The organism is Streptomyces sp. LN549, assembly GCF_043203805.1.
GTDB lineage: Bacteria > Actinomycetota > Actinomycetes > Streptomycetales > Streptomycetaceae > Streptomyces.
Window position 1 is genome coordinate 531,054 of record NZ_JAZHRI010000002.1, and the last position, 21,237, is coordinate 552,290.

Sequence of the window (21,237 nt, forward strand, 5' to 3'; positions counted from 1 at the left end):
ACCGTCCCCGTGGGGGGTGACGGTGGCACCGTCCTGTTCACATCCGGCCGAGCGCCGCGGCGAGTTCCGCGCTGTCGGGCGGGTTGGCGCCGGCCCGGGAGACGGTCACGGCCGCCGCTGCCGCCGCGTGCCGCAGGACATCGGTCACCGTGGCCCGGTCCAGCGACCGCAGCCCTTCCCGCCCGGCCGCTCCGAGCAGTCCGTGGGCGGCGAGCGCGTGCAGGGTGCCCGACATGAAGGCGTCCCCCGCCCCCACCGTGTCGACGACCTCGGTCGGCAACGCCCCGACGGTCACCTGCCCGTCGGGCAGAACCGCGAACGCTCCGTCGCCGCCCCGGGTGACGAGGACGACGGCAGGCCCGGTGGCGAGCCATCGCTCGGCGACCTTCTCCGGGGCCTGACCCGGGTACAGCCATTCCAGGTCCTCGTCGCTCGCCTTCACCACATCACTGAGCGCCACACAGAACTCGGCCTTGCGCACGGCCGCCTCGTGGTCCCCCATCAGTTCCGGCCGCACGTTGGGGTCATAGCTGACCGTCGCTACGGCCCGCAGCGATTCGACGGCGGAGCGGACCGTGGCCGCGCCGGGTTCCGTGACCGCCGCGATCGAGCCGGTGTGGACGTGCGCGGGCGGCCGGTCCGGGGAGACCGGGCCCAGAGTCCAGGTGATCTCGAAGGTGTACGCGGCGTGACCCGCGCCGTCCAGCGTAACTGCGGCGGACGGGGTGGGGGCGGTGGAACCGTCCGTGCGGACGTCGACCCCGGCTCCGGCCAGGTGGTCACGGATCAGCTGCCCGTTGGTGTCCGGCCCGAGCTGGGTGAGCAGGGTCGCGTCGTGTCCGAGCCTGGCCAGGCCGTACGCGACGTTGGCCGGGCTGCCGCCCGGGTGAATTCGGTCGGCCGCACCCGGCAGCCGGACGATGTCGGCGACGCATTCGCCGATGACCAGCAGATCGAGTCTGTCGAGCATGAGGGTGAGGTCTCCTAGAGTGCGGTGACGTGGGTGTCCTGGTAGGCGGCACGGCCTCCGAACACATTGAGCCCGATCCTGCCGCGTGCATAGCGTGTATCGGTCACGTCGACGACCGGCCTGCCGTCGACGGATACCTCGATGCGCCCGCCCCGGGCCAGAATCCGCAGCGTCAGGGTCACTCCCGTCCGTATCAGCAACGGCGTTTCGGCGAGTACGGTCGTCTGTCCGGCGTCCCGGCGCATCAGCCGGACCGTCCGCAGATTCGGATCGAGGTTGACCGCGTATCCATCGGCGATGTCGGGCGTTGTGCGCAGGAACACCGATCCGGCGCCGCTCGTCCCGTCGGGGCCGCCGAAGCGCACGAGGGTGGTCAGTTCCAGATCGCCGTACTCGGTGCCGGAGACACTGGTGGTGTCCCGGTCGAACGCCCCGGTGCGGCCGGCCCCGGTGGTGGTCCAGTGGCCGGCCGGTACGACGGTGAGGTCACCGAGGCCGCTGCTGCGGAAGGTCCCGCCGGCCGGGGATGCGGACGTTGCCGGGTCCTCGCCGGTCACCCGGAACACGTCCCGGAGGCGGTGGAGGTTCAGCGTGACGATCCGGACCGTGCCCCCGGTCGCGTAGAACTCCATGCCCTGATCGGACGGCCTGGGGAACAGCAGGCTGCTGATCGTGACAGCGCCTTCGCCGCCGAAGACCTCGACGGACGAGGTGTCCATGAACAGCCGGATACGCAGGCGACGTTCGCCGCCGGACTCGGTGAGCCCCAGCGGTGCGGAGGTACGTCCGGCGAAGTGTTCTGTGAAGTCGGCCGCGCCGGCTGCGGCCCGGTCCACGAAGAGCGCACCGGCGCCGACGTCGTAGCCGATCAGCGTCCGCCGGTCGTCGCCGGTGCGGAGCCGGAAGCCGCATTCGGTCGCGGCGCCGGTCGCAGGCAGGGCGATCTCCGCCTCGATCTCGTACGCACGCCCGCGTTCGGCGGCGAGTGGGTTGGCCGAGTCCGGGCCGACGGTGATGTCCTGGAACGTGGTGCTCGTCGAGCGCAGAGCACCGGTCTCCGCCGCGGGGAGCTGCACGAGTCCGGTGGCGGAGAGGCTGAGTTCGCGCGGCAGGCCGAGCTGCCCGTTCCATGCACCGGTGGGGGCACTGAAGGCGTAGTCCCAGTTGCTGAGCCAGCCGAACTGAATCCTTCGGCCGTCGGGCAGGCCGGAGAAGGTCATGGCCGCGTAGTAGTCGCGGCCGGCCTCGGCGCGCAGTGGGGTGCCGGGCTCATTGGTGGTGGTGAACGTGGTGCCGTCCCAGTCGCCCAGGAAGTACTCGGCGGCCGAACCGTCGGTGGCACGGACCGCTCCGGTGGAGAGCATCAGCACCCAGCGGACCCGGCCCGGGTCTCCGTCGACGGGCAGCGGGAAGAAGTCGGGGCACTCCCAGACGCCGCCCGTCACCCAGTCCCCGTAGCCGAAGGAGGAACGGTACGTCCAGTGCAGCAGGTCGGTGGAGGTGAAGAAGCGGACGTGGTCACCGCCGGACACGACCATCACCCACTGGCCGTGCTCCTCGTCGCGCACGACCTTGGGGTCGCGGAAGTCCCAGTCGCCGTCCGGACCGCCGGGGTTCTCCACGACGGGCCCGGTGCCGTACCACTGCCAGGAGCGGCCCCGGTCCTTGCTGAGGGCGGCGCGCACGCACTGGTTCCCACCGGGCCGGTCCGGGTGGTAGCTGGTGTAGAAGGCGAGCAGGCCCGAACCGCCGTCGAAGAGCCCGCTGGCGTCGTCGGTGTCGGCGACGCACGACCCCGACCAGCTGTGTCCGAAGGCGGAGACGGGCAGAGCGACGGGCAGTGCCCGCCACTGCAGCAGATCGGTGGACACTGCGTGCGCCCACTGGCCGGCGTCCTGGTGGAAGAGGTGGTACTCGCCCTCGTGGCGGACCAGTCCGTTGGGGTCGCTGGTGCGCGAAGCGAGCTGGGTGTACCGGTACGACGGCCGGTACTGCTCGGTGAAATGGGCCTGCGGTGTGCGGGCCCTGACCTCCTGGAAGTGGGCCGGGCCACCGTGTGCGACGAGGCCGACGGTGCTGCCGCCGGTGCGGGAGACCTGGGCGGTGAGGACGTCGACGCCGTCCACGGTCACGGTGAGGTCCGCGCCCAGGGCACGGACCTCGGTCCGGTAGACGGACCCCGCGGCGAAGGGGCGGACAGGGTGGGCGGCTCGTCCGAGTTCGGTTCCGGCCGCCCGGTCCAGGAGCCGTACGCCGGAGGCGTCCAGCCGGATGTCGTATCCGCCCGAGCCGGCCGCGTCGGCACGCACCACGAGCCCCGCGCCGGACGCCCCGGCCGGTGCGATGTCGGCGCTGATCAGCAGCTCTCCGCCGGGGAACGGCGCGACGCTCAGGGCTTCGGTGCCCTCGGCGCGTAGACCGCGCAGGTCGGGTGTCCAGCTCCCGGACACTGCGGACCAGCCCTGGAGGTCCGTCACGAGGCCGCGGACGGCGATCTCCTCGAAGGTGACCGCGCCGTTGTACGCCAGGACGCCGAGCTGCCCCGCGGCGTGGGCGGAGTCCTCCGCCGTGATGACCGGGGCGTAGCCGTCCGGAGTGATGAAGTCGGTCTGCCAGTGCACCGCGAGACGCGGGCCGTCGGCCTCGACCCGGAGCCGGTACACCGTGCCCGCCTCGATGGTGGTGCTGTACGTGCCGAGCGTGATGTCGCCGTCGATCCGGTAGAGCCGCAACAGGTCCCGGTTGGGGTCGACCTGGACTCCGTAGCCGGTCGTACCCGCGGCGTCGGTGCGCAGGAGCAGTGCGGCGACGGCGTACGGATCGGTGATCAGGACATCGGCCTGATAGCCGGTGTCGTGCACCCTGGTGCCGGCCACGGCGCGGCAGTTGGCGCCGTCGGGGGCCTGGGCGTGCCAGCCGAGCGTGGTGGCGGTCCAGGTGCCGCCGTCGGTGGTCCACCCGGTGGCGTCGGTGGTGACGGTGCGCAGCCCGGGAGGGCCGAAGCCGACCGTGCCGTTGTAGGCGTGCAGTCCGGCGGCTCCGTGCGCGTATGCGGTGTCGTGTGCGGTGAGCAGCCGCTCCCCGTCGAGCAGGACGGTCAGCTCGGGTCCGTCCAGGTCCACTTCCAGGAGGTAGCCGGTCCCGGGCGTGAGGGCGGCCGGGGCCGGGGGGACGAGGTCTCGGCCGGTGGCCAGGTCGTACAGGCGGACGCGCCGGAGGTTCGGGTCCAGGCTCGCGGCGTAACCGGCGGATCCGTCGTCGGCGGCGCGGACGAGCAACGAGCCGACGGCGTACGGCGATCCGGGGTCGACGGTGATCCGGGCCTGGTAGGAGGCGACGGATTCGATGCGCTGCTCGGAGAGTGCGACGGCGTTGCGGTCGGCACCCGTCACGACGCGTTGTCCGCCGTCGTCGGTGCGGGACCAGGTGCCGGTGAGGCCGAGCGGGTCGGGGACCGGCGTGAGGGCCCCGGCCGGTAGCGCGGACCGGGAGGCGGGCGGCGGCGTGGCGGACGCCCGGCCGGCCCCCGCGAGGGGGGCCAGCAGGGTCAGGCCGGCCGAGGACAGGAGTGCACGCCGAGAGATGGACATGGTCGTCTCCTCAGAGTGGGTGGGGGAAGGGGTGGCCCGATCAGGGCCAGAGCGGGCGGGGGCCGTCGAAGAGCGCGGCCATCCGCCAGGCGTCGAACCGCTCCACGGCGACGATCCCGGCGGCACGGATCCCGACGCCGAGCGCGTCGGGACGGGTCGGGTAGATCCGGGCGGCCAGCGCGCGTCCGTTCGCGAAGATCTCCAGCGCCGAGTGGTCGATGAGTACTCGCAGGTCCACGGCTCCGTCACCCGTCAACGGCAGCTCTCCGTAGCGTGGTTCACTGTCGACGGACGGATCGAGGCTGCTCGTCTCCCGGTGCAGGCTCAGCGTTCCCGTGATGCCGTCCGCCGCGCGCGACACCTCGATCACGGTCCGTTCCGACCCGTCCGCGCTCTCGCGCACCACGAGCCTCGCCGACCCTCCGGGAGCGATGCGCAGCGTCGTCTCGATGTCGAGCTGGTCGCCGCTCACGTCGTCGAGCCCCACGTGTGTCCCGTCGGCCATGGTGAACGCGCCGGTGCGCACCGCGTCGCGGCGCAGGCGGGCGAGTTCCGGCACGGGTGCCTGGGCGAGCTGCCCGTCCGCGCCCAGGGTGACGACGCGCGGCAGGGACATCACTCCGCACCAGCCCGCCGCGGCGATGGCGTCCTTGTCGCGGCCCTCCTGGAGCCAGCCGAACATGACACGTCGGCCGCGTGCGTCGCGGGTGGACTGCGGGGCGTAGAAGTAGCGCTGCCCGTAGTCAAGCCGGTGGAGCGCGTCCGGGGTGAAGGTGTCGCCCTCGTACCGGCCGGTCCAGTAGAGCGGGTAGTGGGTGGTGCCCTCGTCCCAGGCGGAGAAGGCGAGGATGTCCGCGCCGTCGATCCGGAAGAGGTCGACGCACTCCCACATGGTGCCGGTCCAGTCGAGGTCGGCGGCCGTGCCGCTGCTCGCGTCGCCCGTGAGGAGCGGGCCGACGTAGCGCCAGTCGCGCAGGTCCTCGGACTCGTACAGGAACGCGGTGCCGCCGACGCCTCGGATGCCGGAGCCGACGAGATGGCGCCAGGTGCCGTTCTCCCGCCAGACGCAGTGGTCGCGGAAGGCGGTGAGATCACCCTCGGGCGGGGCGGCGATCACGGGGTTGGCCGGGTCCTTGCGCCAGCTGCGCAGGTCGGGCGATCCGGTGGCGACGCAGGGCAGTTCGCGCTCACCGTGCCGGCCGGAGTAGACCAGTGTGGGTGTGCCGGCGTCGTCGACGAGGACGCCGGACCAGCAGCCGTCCCGGTCCGGGCCCTCACTGCCGGGGACCAGCGCGACGGGTTCGTCGGTCCAGCTCACCAGGTCGCGGCTGGTGGCGTGGCCCCAGTGGATGCGGTGGTGGGCGGCGGCGAGGGGGTTGTACTGGTAGAAGAGGTGGTAGACGCCGTCCCAGTGGGCCAGCCCGTTGGGGTCGTTGAGCCAGCCGCCGGGGGCGGTGAAGTGGAAGCGGGGCCGGTGCGGGTCGAGGACGGCCCGTTCGGCCAGGCCCTTCGGCGCGTCCTCGTGACGGGCGCGGGCCTGGGTGAGGTCGTGGGTCATGATCAGGCGTTCTCGGTTTCCGGGGTGGCCGCGGTCAGGACGCGGCGCGCGGTGGGGGTGGCGGGAGCGTAGAGGTGGCAGCGCACCCAGTGGGGCTGCCCCTCGTCCTCGCCGATGACGTGGCGGACGGGGTGGGTGCGGCTGCACGCGCCCTCGTCCTCGTAGGGACACGACTCGGGCGTCAGCACGGCGGCGCGCAGCGCGGCCCGCTCGACGGGGTCGTATCCGTGCTCGCGCTCCGGGTCGGGGACGGCGGAGAGCAGGAGCCGGGTGTAGGGGTGGGCGGGGCGGTCCATCAGGGCGAGCGAGTCGCCGCCCTCGACGAGTTCACCGGCGAAGAGGACCTGGGTGGAGTCGGCGACATAGCGGGCCGACGCGAGGTCGTGGGTGATGTAGAGCATGGAGATGCCGCGCTCGTCACGCAGCCGCCGCATCAGGTTGAGGATGCCGATGCGTACGGACACGTCGAGCATCGACGTCGGTTCGTCGGCGAGGACGAGCCGGGGGTCGACGGCGAGGGCGCGGGCGACGGCGACGCGCTGGCGCTGGCCGCCGGAGAGCTCGTGCGGGTAGGACTCCAGCATGTCCTCGGTCAGGCCGACCGTGGACACGAGCTCGCGCAGTTCGTCCGCACCGGCGGGCCGCCCGTGCACGACCAGGGCGCGGCGCAGGAAGTGCTCGACGCGGTGGACGGGGTTGAGGGAGCCGAAGGGGTCCTGGAACACCATCTGCACAGCGCCCCGGTAGGCGCGGGACACCCGGCGCCGCTGCGTCCTCAGCACGTCCTCGCCGTCCAGCAGGACCTGGCCCGCGGTCGGCCGTTCGAGCCGGGCCAGACAGCGCGCCAGGGTGGACTTGCCGCTTCCGGACTCGCCGACGAGGGCGACGATCTTCCCGTGGGGGATGTCGAGGTCCACGGCGTCAAGGGCGCGGTGGCGGTCCCGGGAGAGCAGGCCGCCCATCCGGAAGTCCTTGGTGAGCCCGCGCACGCTCATCAGCGGGGTGCGGGTCTCGGTGGCCTGCGCGGTCATCGCGCGCCTCCAGCGGTACGGGCGACGAAGCGCCCGGTGGCCACCTCGCGCAGGTCGGGGATGTTCATGGAGCAGTCCGACCGGTCGTCGGGGCAGTGGGCGTGGAAGCCGCAGTTGGAGTCCGTACGCGGCAGGTCGGCGAGTCCGGTGAGGTGGACGCGCGGTCCGGTGAGCGGCGGGAAGGCGTTCATGAGCGCCCGGGTGTAGGGGTGGAGCGGGTCGGCGAAGAGTTCGGCTGCCGGCGCGAGTTCGACGAGCCGGCCGCCGTACATCACGCCCATCCGGTGCGAGAGTTCGATCATCAGCGACATGTCATGGGTGATGAACAGGACGGAGAAGCCCAGTTCGCGCTGGAGGTCACCGATCTGCGCCATGATCTCCTGCTGGACGACGACGTCGAGTGCGGTGGTCGGCTCGTCCATGACGAGCAGCGCCGGCCTGAGTGCCACGGCCATGGCGATGACGACGCGCTGGCGCATGCCGCCGGAGAGCTGGTGGGGGTAGGACTTCAGCCGGACCGGGTCGATGCCGACCAGTTCGAGCAGCTCACCGGAGCGCTCCCGCGCCTGCCGCTTCCGCATCCGTTCGTGGGTGGTGAAGATGTCGCCGATCTGTTCGCCGATGGTGAGGACCGGGTTGAGGGAGTTCATCGCGGACTGGAACACCATGGCGATCTCACTCCAACGGAAGGCGCGCAGCTCGCGCGGGTCCATGGCGAGGACGTCGCGTCCCTTGAACGTGATCGATCCGGCGGTGATCCGCGCCGGCGGTTTGAGCAGGCGCATCAGGGCGTTGGCGACGGTCGACTTGCCGCAGCCGGACTCCCCGGCGAGGCCGAAGACCTCGCCGGCGCCGATGGTGAAGGAGACGTTGTCGGCGCCGACGACGCTGCGGCCGTCCCCGCCGTACTCGACGCGCAGGTTCCGTACGTCGAGGACCGGGTCCGGGCCGGGCGTGGCGAGCTCGGGGTGGTGAGAGGGCGTGGTCATCGTTCAGCCCTTCCGGTTGCGGTTCTTGGTGCGGCGGGCGCGCAGCCGTGGGTTGGTGATCTCGTCGACGGCGTAGTTGACCATCGCGAGGGCGAAGGCGACGAGGGCGATGCAGAGACCGGAGGGCACGAAGGCCCACCAGGCCCCGGTCATCAGGGCGCCGTCGTTGCCGGCCCAGTAGAGGTTGGTGCCCCAGCTGACGACGGACGCGTCGCCCAGGCCCAGGAATTCGAGGCCTGCCTGGGCGCCGATGCCGAAGATGACGCAGCCCAGCAGTGTCGTCATGACGACGGATGCCATGTTGGGCAGGATCTCGCGGAACATGATGCGTACGGCTCGTTCGCCGGTGACGACGGATGCGGCGACGAAGTCCTTGCCGCGGATCGACTTCGCCTGGGCGCGCAGCACGCGGGCGGAGCCCGCCCAGCCGGTGACGACGAGGACCAGGATGACGGTCGCGGTGCCCGGCGGCATGAACGCGGCGAGGATGACGAGGAGCGGCACGCCGGGCACCAGCAGGAAGATGTTGGTGACGAGGGAGAGCACATCGTCGACGATGCGGCCGAAGTAGGCGCCGGCCATGCCCACGAGCACGGCGAGCGCGGTCGCGGCCAGTCCGACGCAGAAGCCGACGAACAGGGAGCTACGCGCCCCCCACAGAGTCAGGGCGAGCACGTCCTGGCCCTTCGCGGTCGTCCCCAGCAGGTGGGAGCCCGAGGGGGCCGATGCTCCCAGGCCGTTGATCGTCGAGGGGTCGCCCGGGGCGATCAGCGGCGCCAGCAGGGCTGCCAAGACGAACAGCACCAGGACGACGGCGCCGAACAGCGCCTTGCGGTTGGCGAGCAGGGCCCGAAGCAGTCCGGCCCGGTCACGGCGTTTCGGGGAAGCGGGGGCCTGCGGTACCTGCCGTGGCACGGCCGGTTCCGTCAGGGAGTCGAGGGCACTCATGGGTCTTCTCCTTGTCCGGCCGCTCAGCGGACGCGCACACGCGGATCGAGTCGGACGTAGACGAGGTCGACGAGGAAGTTGGCGACCAGTACGGCGGCGGTGATGGTGAGGAAGATCCCCTGCATCAGCGGGTAGTCGAGGCCCTGAACGGCGGCGAGCAGTTGGAAGCCGACGCCCGGGTAGGCGAAGACGACCTCGGTGAGCAGCGCGCCGCCGACCACGAATCCCAGCGCCATGCCGAAGTTGGTGACGGAAGGGAGCATCGCGTTGCGTGCCGCGTACCGGAACATGATCCGGCTCGGGTTCAGGCCCTTGGCCTCGGCCATCGTGATGTAGTCCTCGGCGACAGTGGCGATCATGCTGTTGCGCATGCCGAGCATCCAGCCGCCGACCGACACCAGGACGATGGTCAGCGCGGGCAGGAAGAGGTGCGAGGCGGCGTTGGAGACGAAGGCCCAGGACAAGTCGGGGCTGAGGCCGACGTCGAAGGCGTGCCGCATGGGGAACCAGCCGAGTGTCATGCCGAACAGGTAGAGCGCGCCCATGGCAAGCCAGAAGTACGGGAACGAGCCGGCGAAGACGAGCAGCGGCGGGAACACCGAGTCGAGGACGCCGCCTCGCCGCCAGGCGGCGAGGATACCCAGCAGGTTGCCGATGACGACGGCGATGACGAGGGCGGTGCCGCCGAGCAGCAGCGTCCAGCCGATCTGGGAGGCGATGACCTCGGAGACGGGGGTGGGGAAACGGGAGATCGAGATGCCCATGTTCCCGGTGCAGACGTCCTTGACGTAATCGATGTACTGCTGCCACAGCGGCCGGTGTTCGAGGCCGAAGAGCCTGCGGAGCTGGTCGATCTGTTCGGGCTGCATCTGGCTTTGGGAGCGGGCGAACATCCGGGAGACGGGGTCGCCCGGCATGAAGCGCGGCAGCATGAAGTTCAGGGTGACGGAGGCCCAGAAGGCCAGCAGGTAGAAGCCCAGGTTGCGCAGGATGTAACGCACTGGTCCCTCTCCGAATCTATGAGGGCCGGTGGCCCGCCCGGGATGTCGGCGCGGGCGGGCCACCGGAGCGGCAGGGTGTCAGTGCGGTCAGTTCTTGACGGGCTTCAGGCTCGTCAGGACGAGGACGGTGGTGTCGCCGCGGTTGGTGAGCGTGGCGTACGGATTGTCCTCGGTGGGCCAGCCGGTGAACCGGCTGTCGGTGTAGGCACCCCACTCCGGGCCGGGGAAGAGCGGCACGACGGGTGCGTTCTCGTCGAACAGCTTCTGCAGTCCGTCGACGGCGGCGCGTTGACCCGCCTCGTCGGATGCGGCTGCGAACCGGTCGAGGAGCGCGTCGGCCTTCTTGTCGCCGAACCGGTGGTAGTTGCGATCCGTCTTGGTGCCGGTGGGCTCGACGGACTCGGTGCCCATGGTGGTCCGGTAGAACTGGAACGGTGTGGCGCCGTTGTCGCTCCAGACGATCCCGGTGTCGTAGTTCCCGGTCTCGTAGTCGCTGACGACCGCGGCCCAGTCCGGGGACTTCACCGTGACCGTGACGCCGATCCCAGCGAGGTTCTGTTTGATGATGTTGGCGACGGACAGCCAGTCCGAGGAGGCGGAGCCGACCGACAGGTCGAAGGCGAACGGCTTGCCGTTCTTGAGCTTCCGCTTGCCGTCGGAGCCCTTCGGGTACCCGGCGTCGTCGAGTGCCTTCGCCGCCGCAGCGGCGTCGTGCTTCGTCCAGGTGCAGGACGCCGCGAGCTTCTTGTCGCGCCATGTGTCGTAACCGCCGGACAGGCCGGTGCAGTCGGCGGGCTGCGTGTAGCCGTTCATGCCGACCTTCGTGACGCTCTCGCGGTCGACTGCCCGGCTGAGAGCCTTGCGCACCTCGACGTCGTCGAACGGCGCCTTGGTGGTGTTCATCGCCCAGTCGACCATCGAGCCGGTCTTCGGGTACCAGTACGTGTTGTGCTTCGGGTCCTTGGCCACGAAGCTCTTCGCCACGTCGGGGATGAACGACTGCGTCCAGTCGGCCTCACCGTTGACGAAGGCAAGGTTGGCGCTGTCGTTCCCGGAGAAGCCGAGCACCCGGATGCCCTCGATCCGCTGCTTCTCCGGCTGCCAGTACGAGGGGTTCTTGCGGAGCTCGTAGGACTGGCTCTGGAAGTTGGCGACCTGAGTGTACGGGCCGGTGCCGACCGGGCTGGGATTGGTGTCCTTCGCCGGGTCCTTGACCTTCTCCCAGATGTGCTTGGGCACGATGATCTGCTTGCCGAGCTCGAACAGGCCGGGCGAGTAGGGCTTGGTGAGCGAGAAGACCACCTTGTCGGCACCCACGGCCTCGGTCGAGCGCAGGTACTCGTAGCCGCCGAGCAGCTTCTTCTGCAGACCGAAGGTGTACGCGACGTCCTCGGCGGTCAGCGGCTTGCCGTCCGACCACTTGACGCCGTCGCGCAGGGTGAAGGTCACGGTCCTGCCGTCCTCGGAAGTCTTCCAGGACGTGGCGAGCCAGGGGGTGGCACTGCCGTCGGCGGGGTTGTAGACGAGCATCGCCTCGTAGATCGCCTGGGTGGTCATCGGGGCCACCACCTGGCCGGGGGCGAACGGGTTGAAGTTCCTGGTGAAGGTCGCGAAGTCCTCGCGGGGAATCGTCAGGAGCTGGTGGCCGGAGGTGTCCCCCGCGGCGTTCGTTCCGGTGCCGCTGCAACCCGTGAGCAGCAGGGCCGCGGCAAGGACGGGAGCGGCGAGCGCGGCAGGCCGGAGGCGGCCGGCGCGTATCGACGGTGCCATAATGTGGTTTCTTCTCTCTCTTCAATATGCCGAAGACGGGTGAGGACTCCCGTCGGGCTGATTCGCAGTCAGACCGACGAGCGTTCGATCAGCGGGCAGTCGACCGTCACCTGTGTGGTGGTGAGCGGCTGACCCGCTGTGAGAGCGCCGAGCATCTCGACGCCCTCGGCCCCCATGGCCTCGAAGGGCAGGGCGACCGTGGTGAGCCCGGGCCGCAGGTAGGCGGCGATGAGCTCCTGGTTGTCGAATCCGATGACGGCGATGTCGTCCGGGATCCGCAGTCCGCGTTCCTTGATGGCGTCGTAGGCGCCCATCGCCGTACGGTCGTTCCCACAGAACAGCGCCGTGGGCCGGCCGTCCTCGCGGTCGAGCAGTTCGCAGGCTGCCGCGTACCCGCCGTCGGCGGTGGCGTGGCCGGGCACGACAAGGGTGTCGTCGATGTCGATCCCGGCCTCGCGCAGCGCCTGTTCGTAGCCCCGGCGCCTGCCGACGGCGGCCGGAATGCCCGTGTCGAGGTTGATGAACCCGATCCGGCGGTGCCCCGCGTCGAGCAGCCGCCGGGTGGCGGTGTGACCGCCCGCCACCTCGTCGGGCACGACGGACGGCAGGGCGCCGTCCGCGTCGAAACAGTTCACCAGGACGACGGGCACCTCGCGGGCGGCGGGCGGCAGGGTCACGGCGCGGTGCCAGGTCGTGGCGTACAGCAGGCCCTCGGCGCGCTGCTCCAGCAACTTGTCGAAGGCCGCGGCCTCCATCGCCGGATCCCGGTCCCCCGCCGTGATGAGCAGGAACTTCCCCTCGGCCCAGGCCCGGTCCTGGGCACCCTTGATGACATCGACGGCGAAGGGCGCCGTGACGATCTCGGTGATCAGGCCGTACCACTCGCTGCGCTTGGCTGCCAGCGCCCGCGCACCGGCGTTGGGCCGGTACCCGAGCGTCTCTATCGAGGCCCGGATGCGGACCCGGGTCTCCTCGGGGATGCCTGCGTCGGCACGCTCGTTGAGGACGAAGGAGACGGTGGTGCGCGAGACGCCGGCATGGCGGGCGACATCGCTCATCGTCACGCGTCGCGCCTTGTTCGTGGCCACTTCGAATACCCCCTGCGTCCCGCGGGAGCGGATCGCCAATTGCTTACGCGCTTTAGTAACGCGCGTTAGTAGGATGTTGCACGCAAGTTACGAGGGGTTGGCCAACTGTGTCAAGAGGGGTGACGGGCGGAGTCCCCCGGGCCTTGTCGCGAGGGCCGGAGGACTCGAAAGCGCGTCGGGACACGACTCGGGCCGACGCGCGGGTCAGGAGACGTCCCCGCCGCCCTCCTCGCCGTACCTGCGCTCGAATTTGGCGACCTGCCCCTCGGAGTCGACGACTCGCGCCTTCCCCGTGAAGAAGGGGTGGCTCTCGGCCGAGATCTCCACGTCGACGACGGGGTAGCTGTTGCCGTCGTCCCAGTCGATCGTCTGCTCGCTCGACGCGGTGGACCGGGTAAGAAAGGCATAGCCCGCCGAACGGTCACGGAAGACGACGGGGCGGTACGAAGGATGCTTGTCCTGCTGCATGCCTGCTCCTGGAGTGTGAGGGTGCGGGACGCTCCCGGCCAGCCTGGCCAACCGGGGCGGCCCTCGCGATCGCACACGTCCGTACGGGGCATCGGCGCCACGGTCCCACCCTCGCGCACGAGGCAGGCCGGTGCGAGGGTGGGACGCGGTCCCTGCCTCGGCCCGCCGGCCGGGCGCTACGCCATCAGCGCGTCGGCCACCAGGTCCAGGAACCGCGCATGGGCCCGCGCGCTGCACACCGGCTCGGGGTTCCAGGGCACCACCCGCACGGAGCGTTCGATCGACGTCCAGTGCTCGTTGGTCCGAAGCTCGTCGAGCGGGGTGGCGTTGGCCCGGATGTCGGCGAGTACGACGGCCGGGCGCAGCGCCGCGGCCTGCGCCCAGCCGACCGTGGACCAGTTCGCGCCGGGCCCCTCGGCGGGGTCCACGAGGCCGACGCCGAGCTCGGCCAGCACCCGCAGTTCGGGCCACATGCGGGGGCGGGCCAGGTGCGCCTCTTCCTGGCCGGCCGGGGAGAGGGCCAGGACCCTCGCCCGCTCCGGCCCCGCGGCAAGGGCGCGCAGCCGGTCCCGGGCGGCGTCCAGCTCCTGTGTGGCCGCCGCGGACTCCTCGGCGCCGAGCGATCGGGCCAGCTCGGCGAACCGGTCACCGATCTCCGCGAGGGTACGCGCCTGGCCCACGTCGATGACGACGACCGGGACGTGCCCCTCCAGGTGCTTGGCCGTCTCCGGATCGAGCCCGTAGACCTGGCCACCGCCGTAGCTGACGGCCACCACGAGGTCCGGCCCACCGCTCAGCAACGTGTCCACGTCCAGCGTGGCGCCGGCTCCGACGTACGCGACGTCGGTCAGGGGCAGCGATCCGGTCTTCGCCGCGTCCGCCGCCGCGGGGTCGTCGTGCCCCGAACCGAATATCCCGCTCGGGCGGATGCCGTGATCCCATAAGGTCGCACCGGCCTGGACATAGGCGAGGACCCGCGTCGGGCGCCTCCCGGCACTCGACACCTGTCCACGATCGTCGGAGAATTCCCACACGGTCCGCTCCCTCACTTCACATGCCTCTCGCCGCTGGCTGCCCGCCCCCCGTCGCGGTCCCGTCCCGGACTTCCTGCCCAGCGAAACGGCGTGGCACCCACGACAGCGGCGACTACAGGTCCGCCGCCGTGGAGCGGACGAGGTAGGTGACGGGGCCGGGATCCGGGACCTCGATCTCGGCGAAGCCGAGCCGGTCGTAGAACGCCCTGGCCGGGGTGTTGGCCGTGACCATGCACAGGTGCACGCCCTCGACCCCCTTGGCGTCCAGGGCCGCGAGGAAGGCGCGCATCAGCTCCCTCCCGTACCCCTTGCGCTGCCAGTCGGGCAGCAGGTCGATGTGCAAGTGGGCGGGGTGGGACACAAGTTCGGGCAGGACCATGCGCTCCGGGTTGTGAAGGAGTCCGACCATCTCGTCGCTGGGGCTGCGCGGCGCTCCGTCGGGCCGCGGGTAGCGTTCCTCGACCAGGGGCAGCCAGCGCTTGCGGAACTCCGTCACAAAGCGCGGCGTGTCGGCCGTCCCCAGGATGTAGCCGACCGCCCGGCCCGTGCCGTCATCGACGACGAAAGCCAGGTCGGGTTCGAGGTAGGCGTACGGCGCGGCGAAGATCGAAGGCATCAGCTCCGGGTCCGGGTACAGGTGCCGGGAGTCACCGCCGTTGTCGGCTGTCCGGACGCAGATGTCGGCGAGGGCCGCACGGTCGCCGGATCGATAGGCCCGTAGGCCGGGAAGCAGGGTCACCGCCTCATCCTGCCGACTTTGGGAGCGCTCCCACAAGGCGGTGGGGAAGATTTCGTCGAACACGGCCGTGTTCCATGTCGATCCGGGCGGCAGGCGTTCGTATAGAGGGTGAGAGACCGGCACGGCGCCGGTTTCGCACCCGAGGAGGCACACCATGAAGCACTACCTGCTCAGCGTGGTCACACCGGCCGACGGCGTTCCGCCCGCCCCCGAGGAGCTGGAACAGATCATGCGGAGGGTCGAGGGCTTTCACCGGGAACTCGAGGAGGCAGGGGCCTGGGTCTTCGACGGAGGACTGAGCGCGCCGAGCACCGCCACCGTCGTGCGGGCGAAGGACGGCGACACCGTACTCACCGACGGCCCGTACATCGAGGGCAAGGAGTATCTCGGCGGGCTCAGCATCATCAAGGCGCCCGATCTGGACGCCGGGCTGGACTGGGGTCGCAAGGCCGCGCTGGCCATCGGACTGCCCATCGAGGTCCGGGCGTTCGAGGGTGAAGTGGAGGGCTGAGCATGAGCTCGACCGCCCGGTCCGCCGGGGGCCGCGAACCGGACCGCACCGCCGCGTCGGCGGGAGACATCGAGCGGCTCTTCCGTTCGGAGTACGGACGGTGCGTGGCCGTGCTCGTCGGCGCGTTCGGTGACATCGACCTCGCCGAGGAGGCGGTCCAGGAGGCGTTCGCCACCGCGCTCGGCCGCTGGCCGGAGACCGGGGTGCCGCCCGCACCGGCCGGCTGGATCATCACCACCGCCCGCAACCGCGCCATCGACCGGCTGCGCCGCGAGGCCTCGCGTGCCGGCCGGCACGCCCGGGCCGCACTGCTGAACGCCCGGGACGAACCGGCCCAGGAGGGCCCCGTGCAGGACGACCGGCTCCGCCTCATGTTCACCTGCTGCCACCCTTCGCTCTCCGCCAACGCCCAGGTCGCCCTGACCCTGCGGCTGCTGGGCGGTCTCACCACTGCCGAACTTGCGCACGCGTTCCTGGTCCCGGAACCGACAATGGCGCAGCGGCTGGTGCGGGCGAAGGCCAAGATCCGCGATGCCCGGATCCCCTACCGGGTGCCGGCGGACGCCGATCTGCCCGAGCGGGTCCGCTCGGTCCTCGCCGTGGTCTACCTCGTCTTCAACGAGGGGTACGCGGCGAGTTCGGGTGACCGGCTGGTGCGCGAGGACCTGTGCGCAGAGGCGGTCCGCCTCGGCCGCCTGCTCGCCCGGCTGATGCCCGACGAACCGGAGGCGGTGGGGCTGCTCGCCCTCATGCTGCTCACCGAATCGCGCCGCCCCGCACGCTCGGGTCCGGAGGGCGAACTGGTGCCGCTGGACGAGCAGGACCGCGGTCTGTGGGACCGCGAACTGATCGCCGAGGGGCAGGCGCTCGTCCGGCAGTGCCTGCGAAGGGCCCGCCCCGGCCCGTACCAGATCCAGGCCGCGGTCAACGCCGTGCACAGCGATGCGGCGGTCGCGGCGGACACCGACTGGGAGCAGATCCTGCGGCTGTACGACCAATTGCTGGCCATGGCCCCGAGTCCGGTGGTGTCGCTGAACCGTGCCGTCGCGGTGGCCGAGGTGGCGGGGCCGCAGGAGGCGCTCGCGCTCCTCGGCCCGCTGGAGCTGGACGACTACTACGTGTTCCACGCGGTGCGGGCCGATCTGCTGCGCAGGCTGGGCCGTATTCCGGAGGCCGCGGCCGCGTACGAGACGGCCACGAGGCTCACTGACAACAGGGCCGAGCAGGACTTCCTGCGGCGCCGCCGCAACGCGCTGCCCGGCAGCTGACCGGGCCAGGCACCCCTACGGCACCGGCGCCGGGCAGTGGCAGTGGCAGTGGCAGTAACGTCCGAACGGCGCCGCCACCGACAACGGCCCGTCAGTCGTTGACGGCCGTCAGCAGTACCACCGCGTCCTCCAGGGCGAGCAGCCCGTGCCTTTCCTGAGGGATCGGGTACAGCTGTCCGGCGGCCAGTTCCACGTCGCCCGACCCCGCGGTGAGCCGCACCGAGCCGCGCAGCACCTGGAGGGAGGCGGCGGGCGGGGCGTTGTGCTCGTCGAGGGCGCGGCCCTCGGCCAGCGCGATGACGGTCTGGCGCAGCGGGTCCTCGTGGAGCAGGAGGTGGGCGCTGCGGCCGTGCGGGGAGGTGCGGGCCGCGGCCAGGTGCTCGTCGGCCAGGGCATTCAGATCATTCGGAGCGTCCATGTGCCCCACTCTGCCGCAGCCCCCGCTCCCCCGCGATCCTGCCGGACCCGGCCGTGCGCCACGCACAGCCGGTTCCGTCGACAGGTGCGTCGCCGCCCGGACCGTCAGACGCGCAGCCAGACCGCGGTGTCCTGCGGCAGCCTCCCCACGCCGTCCAGGGGGCCGCTGGCCAGGAGGATCCTGGTGTGCTGCGGCAGCTCGGCGGCCTCGGCGGCCAGGTTGACGACGCAGACGAGACCGTCGGTCCGGGTGAAGGCGAGCACCTCGGGCGCCGCGTCCAGCCAGGTGAGCCGGCGTATCCCGGGCTCGCCCGCCGTGTCGAACCCTGGTTCGGTCCGGCGCAGCAACAGGGCCTCGCGGTACAGACTGAGCATCGAGTCCGGGTCGCCGCTCTGGAGGTCGGCTGCGTACGCGGACCAGCCGGCCGGCTGCGGGAGCCAGGGTGCGGTGGTGGCGCCGAATCCGGCGTACGGTTCCTGCGCCGCCCAGGGCAGCGGTACCCGGCAGCCGTCGCGTCCGGGGTCGGTGCCGCCCTTGCGGAAGTGCATCGGGTCCTGGATGCGGTCGAGCGGGATGTCGGCCTCCGGCAGTCCGAGTTCCTCGCCCTGGTAGAGGTAGGCCGCACCGGGCAGGGCCAGCGAGAGGAGGGCCGCGGCGCGGGCCCGCCGGGTGCCGAGGGCGAGGTCCGTGGGCGTACCGAAGGTTTTCGCGGCGAAGTCGAAGCCTGTCTCCGCCCGGCCGTAGCGGGTGACGGTGCGGGTCACGTCGTGGTTGCACAGGACCCAGGTGGCCGGAGCGCCGACCGACGCGTGCTCGGCGAGTGTGCCGTCGATCGCGGTCCTCAGGAGCGCGGCGTCCCACGGGCAGGCCAGGAAGTTGAAGTTGAAGGCGGTGTGCAGCTCGTCGGGGCGCAGATAGCGGGCGAACCGCTCGGTGTCCGGCAGCCACACCTCTCCGACGAAGACGCCGCCGTACTCGTCGGCTATGGCACGCCAGGAGCGGTAGATGTCGTGCAGCTCGTCGCGGTCGACGAAGGGGTGCGGGTCGCTGCCCCGGACGAAGTCGGGCAGCGCGGGGTCCTTGGCGAGCAGGGCCGCCGAGTCGATCCTTACGCCCGAGACCCCGCGCTCGAACCAGAAGCGCAGCACGTCCTCGTGCTCCTGGCGGACAGCCGGGTGTGCCCAGTTGAGGTCGGGCTGCTGGGTGGCGAAGAGGTGGAGGTACCACTCCCCGTCATCCAGCCGGGTCCACGGTGTGCCGCCGAATTCGGACACCCAGTCGTTGGGCGGGATCTCGCCGTCGGCGCCGCGCCCGGTGCGGAAGTGGAAGAGGTCACGTTCGGGGCTGCCGGGGCCGGCGTCGAGGGCGGCCCGGAACCACGCGTGCTGGTCGGACACGTGGTTGGGCACGATGTCGATGATGGTGCGGATGCCCAGTTCACGGGCCTCCGCGATCAGCTTCTCGGCCTCGGCGAGGGTGCCGAACGCCGGGTCGATGGTGCGGTAGTCGGCCACGTCGTAGCCGCCGTCGGCGAGCGGTGAGAGGTACCAAGGGGTGAACCAGAGTGCGTCCACGCCCAGTTCGACGAGGTAGCGCAGCTTGGCCCGGACCCCCGCGAGGTCGCCGGTGCCGTCACCGTCGCCATCGGCGAAGCTGCGTACGTAGATCTGGTAGATGGCGGCGTCTCGCCACCAGTTCGCGGTGGCCTCGGACGGACGGTTGGCTGCCACGTGGCGTTCCTTTCGGGCAGGTGGGACTCCGCCGCCGGCCCGGCGAGCGGGGCAGGACGGGAGGGCCGGCGGCGGAGTGCTGAGGGGAAGGCGGCGGACGGGACCCCGGCGGTCGGTCCGGGGCATGGTCCCGGAGGGGCTACCCCTTGAGGCCGCCCGCGGTCAGACCGCTCATGATGTTGCGCTGGAAGAGCAGGAAGATCAGCAGCGTCGGAATCGACGCGATGGTGAGCGCGGCGATGAGTATGTTCTCGGGTACACCGCTGGCCAGTGAGTAGATGCCCACGTTCAGGGTCTGCTTGCCGGGGTCGGGCAGGGTGAGCATCGGCCAGAGGAAGTCCTTCCATACCCCGACGACGGCGAAGATGGAGACGACGCCGAGGATCGGCCGGGAGATCGGCAGGACGATCGAGCGCAGGGTCCGCAGCGGCGACGCACCGTCGATCGCGGCGGCGTCGAGGAGTTCGCGCGGGATGGAGTCGAAGAACCGCTTCAGCAGGAAGATGTTGAACGCGTTGGTGACCGACGGAAGCCAGATCACCCAGGGCGAGTTGACCAGATTGCGCTGGAAGACCGGGACGTCCAGGACGGTGAGGTACTGGGGTACGACCAGCACGGTGGCCGGGATCATCAGGGTGGCCAGCATCATCCCGAGGATGACCTTGCCGAACACCGGCCGGAGCTTGGACAGCGAGTACGCGGCCGCCACGTCGAAGACGAGCTGGAAGGCGAGCGCGCCGAAGGCGTAGTACAGGGTGTTGAACAGCAGCTTGGACAGGTCCATCACGGTCCAGGCCTGGCTGTAGTTCTCGGTGTGGAGCGAGCTGGGGAATGCGGTGGGCGGGCTCTGCACGACTTCCTGGGTGGTCTTGAGGCCACCGGTGACCATCCAGTAGAGCGGCCCGAGGAAGGCCACCGTGAACAGGATGATCACCAGGGTGAAGACGATCCAGTAGAAGGCCTTGCCGCGGGGTCTGCCGAGCTGGGCCGGCGAGATCAGGGTCCGCTGGCGCCCGGGGTCCGCAGCGCGTCCGGCCCTGCGCCGGTCCGCTCTGCGCGCCTCGCTCCCGCGCCGGGAGACAAGCGTGTTCGTTGCCATGGTCGTGCTCCCGTCCTAGTCTTCGCTGCTGCGGCTCAGTCGTACGTACACCGCGGAGAACCCCGCGAGGACGACGAGCAGGACGAGGCCGAGTGCCGCCGCGCTGCCGTAGTTGTTGAAGTTGAAGGCGTACTGGTAGATGAGGTAGACGACGGTCGTGGTGGAGCCCTCCGGGCCGGCGCCGTTGGTCAGCAGGAACGGCTCGGTGAAGACCTGCATCGTCGCGATGACCTGCATGAGCAGGAGCAGCGAGAGGATGAGCCGGGTCTGCGGGATGGTGACGTGCCAGATCTTGCGCAGCAGTCCCGCACCGTCCAGTTCCGCCGCCTCGTACAGCTCCCCGGGGATGCCCTGGAGTGCGGCCAGGTAGATCAGGGTCGCGCCGCCCATGTTCATCCAGGTCGCCGCGATGACGACCGAGAGCATGGCGGTGTCGGTGTCCTGGAGCCACTGCTGGGCGGGCAGGTGGAAGATGTCCAGGATGCGGTTGAAGAGTCCGTATCCGGGGTCGTAGAAGTACTTGAAGAGCAGTACGGAGGCGACCGGCGGCAGCATCACGGGGAGGTAGACCAGCAGCCGCAGATAGCCCTGCCCGTGCCGGAACTCGTTGAGCACGACGGCGACGACGAACGGGACGACGAAGCCGAGCAGCAGCGCCAGCACGGTGAACAGCAGGGTGTTGCGCCAGGCCTGCCAGAAGGCCGGGTCGTTGAAGACGTAGGTCAGGTTGGACCAGCCGGCCCAGGTGGTCCTGCCGTCCTCGGTCTTCTGGAAGGCCAGGACGAATTCCCTGACCATCGGATACCAGGAGAAGAGCGAGAAACAGAGCACCGCTCCGATCAGGAAGCCGTGTGCTGAGATGTTGCGGCGCAAGGCGCGCAGGAACTCCTCACGGGCGGAGTCACGACGGGCGCGGCCCGGATGTCCTGGGCGGGGCCCGGTCGCCTTGTGGGACGACAGAGTAGGGGCCGACATGGTGTGTCTCCTCGGTGCCGGTGAACTTCGAGCGCAGTCAGACGGGTCCG

18 protein-coding genes are annotated in these 21,237 nt (G+C 70.8%); 2 read left to right on the top strand and 16 right to left on the bottom strand.

Annotated elements, in window-relative coordinates:
• Window positions 1-37 precede the first annotated feature (37 nt).
• From SH922_RS02520 to SH922_RS02575, 12 genes are all read right to left on the bottom strand, one after another.
• Window positions 38-970, bottom strand: coding sequence for a carbohydrate kinase (locus SH922_RS02520; RefSeq protein WP_393054143.1), 933 nt, complete (start codon window positions 968-970; stop codon window positions 38-40).
• A 14-nt stretch (window positions 971-984) separates the two neighbouring features.
• The gene (locus SH922_RS02525; RefSeq protein ID WP_393054146.1) at window positions 985-4,560 is read right to left on the bottom strand and encodes a GH32 C-terminal domain-containing protein; all 3,576 of its coding nucleotides are present in this window, start codon (window positions 4,558-4,560) and stop codon (window positions 985-987) included.
• A gap of 40 nt (window positions 4,561-4,600) precedes the next feature.
• Window positions 4,601-6,118 carry a glycoside hydrolase family 32 protein gene (locus SH922_RS02530; protein WP_393054149.1) on the bottom strand — a complete coding sequence of 506 codons (1,518 nt, stop codon included), beginning with the start codon at window positions 6,116-6,118 and terminating at the stop codon, window positions 4,601-4,603.
• A 2-nt stretch (window positions 6,119-6,120) separates the two neighbouring features.
• The gene (locus tag SH922_RS02535; protein ID WP_393054152.1) at window positions 6,121-7,149 is read right to left on the bottom strand and encodes an ABC transporter ATP-binding protein; all 1,029 of its coding nucleotides are present in this window, start codon (window positions 7,147-7,149) and stop codon (window positions 6,121-6,123) included.
• The gene (locus SH922_RS02540) at window positions 7,146-8,138 is read right to left on the bottom strand and encodes an ABC transporter ATP-binding protein (RefSeq protein ID WP_393054154.1); all 993 of its coding nucleotides are present in this window, start codon (window positions 8,136-8,138) and stop codon (window positions 7,146-7,148) included. The genes SH922_RS02535 and SH922_RS02540 overlap by 4 nt, the downstream gene beginning before the upstream one ends.
• A 3-nt stretch (window positions 8,139-8,141) precedes the next feature.
• A complete protein-coding gene (locus SH922_RS02545; RefSeq protein ID WP_393054157.1) occupies window positions 8,142-9,086 on the bottom strand; it encodes an ABC transporter permease in 945 nt (314 codons plus the stop codon).
• A gap of 23 nt (window positions 9,087-9,109) precedes the next feature.
• Complete coding sequence (locus SH922_RS02550) at window positions 9,110-10,087, bottom strand: ABC transporter permease (RefSeq protein ID WP_393054160.1); 978 nt, start codon at window positions 10,085-10,087, stop codon at window positions 9,110-9,112.
• Between the two features lie 87 nt (window positions 10,088-10,174).
• Window positions 10,175-11,857, bottom strand: a complete 1,683-nt coding sequence (locus SH922_RS02555; RefSeq protein ID WP_393054163.1) for an ABC transporter substrate-binding protein — start codon at window positions 11,855-11,857, stop codon at window positions 10,175-10,177.
• A 68-nt stretch (window positions 11,858-11,925) separates the two neighbouring features.
• The gene (locus tag SH922_RS02560; RefSeq protein WP_393054166.1) at window positions 11,926-12,945 is read right to left on the bottom strand and encodes a LacI family DNA-binding transcriptional regulator; all 1,020 of its coding nucleotides are present in this window, start codon (window positions 12,943-12,945) and stop codon (window positions 11,926-11,928) included.
• 204 nt (window positions 12,946-13,149) lie between these two features.
• Complete coding sequence (locus SH922_RS02565) at window positions 13,150-13,413, bottom strand: type B 50S ribosomal protein L31 (protein WP_393054169.1); 264 nt, start codon at window positions 13,411-13,413, stop codon at window positions 13,150-13,152.
• A 176-nt stretch (window positions 13,414-13,589) separates the two neighbouring features.
• On the bottom strand, window positions 13,590-14,462 hold the full coding sequence (locus tag SH922_RS02570; RefSeq protein WP_393054172.1) for an ABC transporter substrate-binding protein: 873 nt from the start codon (window positions 14,460-14,462) through the stop codon (window positions 13,590-13,592).
• Window positions 14,463-14,559: 97 nt separating this feature from the next.
• The gene (locus tag SH922_RS02575; RefSeq protein ID WP_393054175.1) at window positions 14,560-15,186 is read right to left on the bottom strand and encodes a GNAT family N-acetyltransferase; all 627 of its coding nucleotides are present in this window, start codon (window positions 15,184-15,186) and stop codon (window positions 14,560-14,562) included.
• Window positions 15,187-15,340: 154 nt separating this feature from the next.
• Between SH922_RS02575 and SH922_RS02580 the strand changes: the two genes are divergently transcribed.
• Together SH922_RS02580 and SH922_RS02585 are read left to right on the top strand one after the other, a co-directional pair.
• A complete protein-coding gene (locus SH922_RS02580) occupies window positions 15,341-15,697 on the top strand; it encodes a YciI family protein (protein ID WP_393054178.1) in 357 nt (118 codons plus the stop codon).
• A 2-nt stretch (window positions 15,698-15,699) separates the two neighbouring features.
• Window positions 15,700-16,965, top strand: coding sequence for an RNA polymerase sigma factor (locus SH922_RS02585; protein ID WP_393054182.1), 1,266 nt, complete (start codon window positions 15,700-15,702; stop codon window positions 16,963-16,965).
• A gap of 91 nt (window positions 16,966-17,056) precedes the next feature.
• Here the strand turns inward: SH922_RS02585 and SH922_RS02590 are convergent, their stop codons facing one another.
• The 4 genes from SH922_RS02590 to SH922_RS02605 form a co-directional block, all read right to left on the bottom strand.
• Window positions 17,057-17,383 carry a cupin gene (locus SH922_RS02590; RefSeq protein ID WP_393054183.1) on the bottom strand — a complete coding sequence of 109 codons (327 nt, stop codon included), beginning with the start codon at window positions 17,381-17,383 and terminating at the stop codon, window positions 17,057-17,059.
• Between the two features lie 104 nt (window positions 17,384-17,487).
• Window positions 17,488-19,113 (bottom strand): glycoside hydrolase family 13 protein, encoded by a 1,626-nt coding sequence (locus SH922_RS02595; RefSeq protein ID WP_393054186.1) that lies wholly within the window; start codon window positions 19,111-19,113, stop codon window positions 17,488-17,490.
• Window positions 19,114-19,252: 139 nt separating this feature from the next.
• Entirely contained in the window at window positions 19,253-20,212 is a 960-nt protein-coding gene (locus SH922_RS02600; RefSeq protein ID WP_393054189.1) for a carbohydrate ABC transporter permease, read from the bottom strand.
• A 15-nt stretch (window positions 20,213-20,227) separates the two neighbouring features.
• A complete protein-coding gene (locus SH922_RS02605) occupies window positions 20,228-21,187 on the bottom strand; it encodes a carbohydrate ABC transporter permease (protein ID WP_393054192.1) in 960 nt (319 codons plus the stop codon).
• Window positions 21,188-21,237: the final 50 nt, after the last annotated feature.

What these genes read in the sequence shown, in the direction of transcription:
- SH922_RS02580 (WP_393054178.1), top strand. Translation starts at nt 15,341, where the DNA reads ATGAAGCACTACCTGCTCAGCGTGGTCACACCGGCCGACGGCGTTCCG.
- SH922_RS02525 (WP_393054146.1), bottom strand. Translation starts at nt 4,560, where the DNA reads ATGTCCATCTCTCGGCGTGCACTCCTGTCCTCGGCCGGCCTGACCCTG.
- SH922_RS02565 (WP_393054169.1), bottom strand. Translation starts at nt 13,413, where the DNA reads ATGCAGCAGGACAAGCATCCTTCGTACCGCCCCGTCGTCTTCCGTGAC.
- SH922_RS02540 (WP_393054154.1), bottom strand. Translation starts at nt 8,138, where the DNA reads ATGACCACGCCCTCTCACCACCCCGAGCTCGCCACGCCCGGCCCGGAC.
- SH922_RS02530 (WP_393054149.1), bottom strand. Translation starts at nt 6,118, where the DNA reads ATGACCCACGACCTCACCCAGGCCCGCGCCCGTCACGAGGACGCGCCG.
- SH922_RS02585 (WP_393054182.1), top strand. Translation starts at nt 15,700, where the DNA reads ATGAGCTCGACCGCCCGGTCCGCCGGGGGCCGCGAACCGGACCGCACC.
- SH922_RS02590 (WP_393054183.1), bottom strand. Translation starts at nt 17,383, where the DNA reads ATGGACGCTCCGAATGATCTGAATGCCCTGGCCGACGAGCACCTGGCC.
- SH922_RS02600 (WP_393054189.1), bottom strand. Translation starts at nt 20,212, where the DNA reads ATGGCAACGAACACGCTTGTCTCCCGGCGCGGGAGCGAGGCGCGCAGA.
- SH922_RS02545 (WP_393054157.1), bottom strand. Translation starts at nt 9,086, where the DNA reads ATGAGTGCCCTCGACTCCCTGACGGAACCGGCCGTGCCACGGCAGGTA.
- SH922_RS02605 (WP_393054192.1), bottom strand. Translation starts at nt 21,187, where the DNA reads ATGTCGGCCCCTACTCTGTCGTCCCACAAGGCGACCGGGCCCCGCCCA.
- SH922_RS02535 (WP_393054152.1), bottom strand. Translation starts at nt 7,149, where the DNA reads ATGACCGCGCAGGCCACCGAGACCCGCACCCCGCTGATGAGCGTGCGC.
- SH922_RS02520 (WP_393054143.1), bottom strand. Translation starts at nt 970, where the DNA reads ATGCTCGACAGACTCGATCTGCTGGTCATCGGCGAATGCGTCGCCGAC.
- SH922_RS02555 (WP_393054163.1), bottom strand. Translation starts at nt 11,857, where the DNA reads ATGGCACCGTCGATACGCGCCGGCCGCCTCCGGCCTGCCGCGCTCGCC.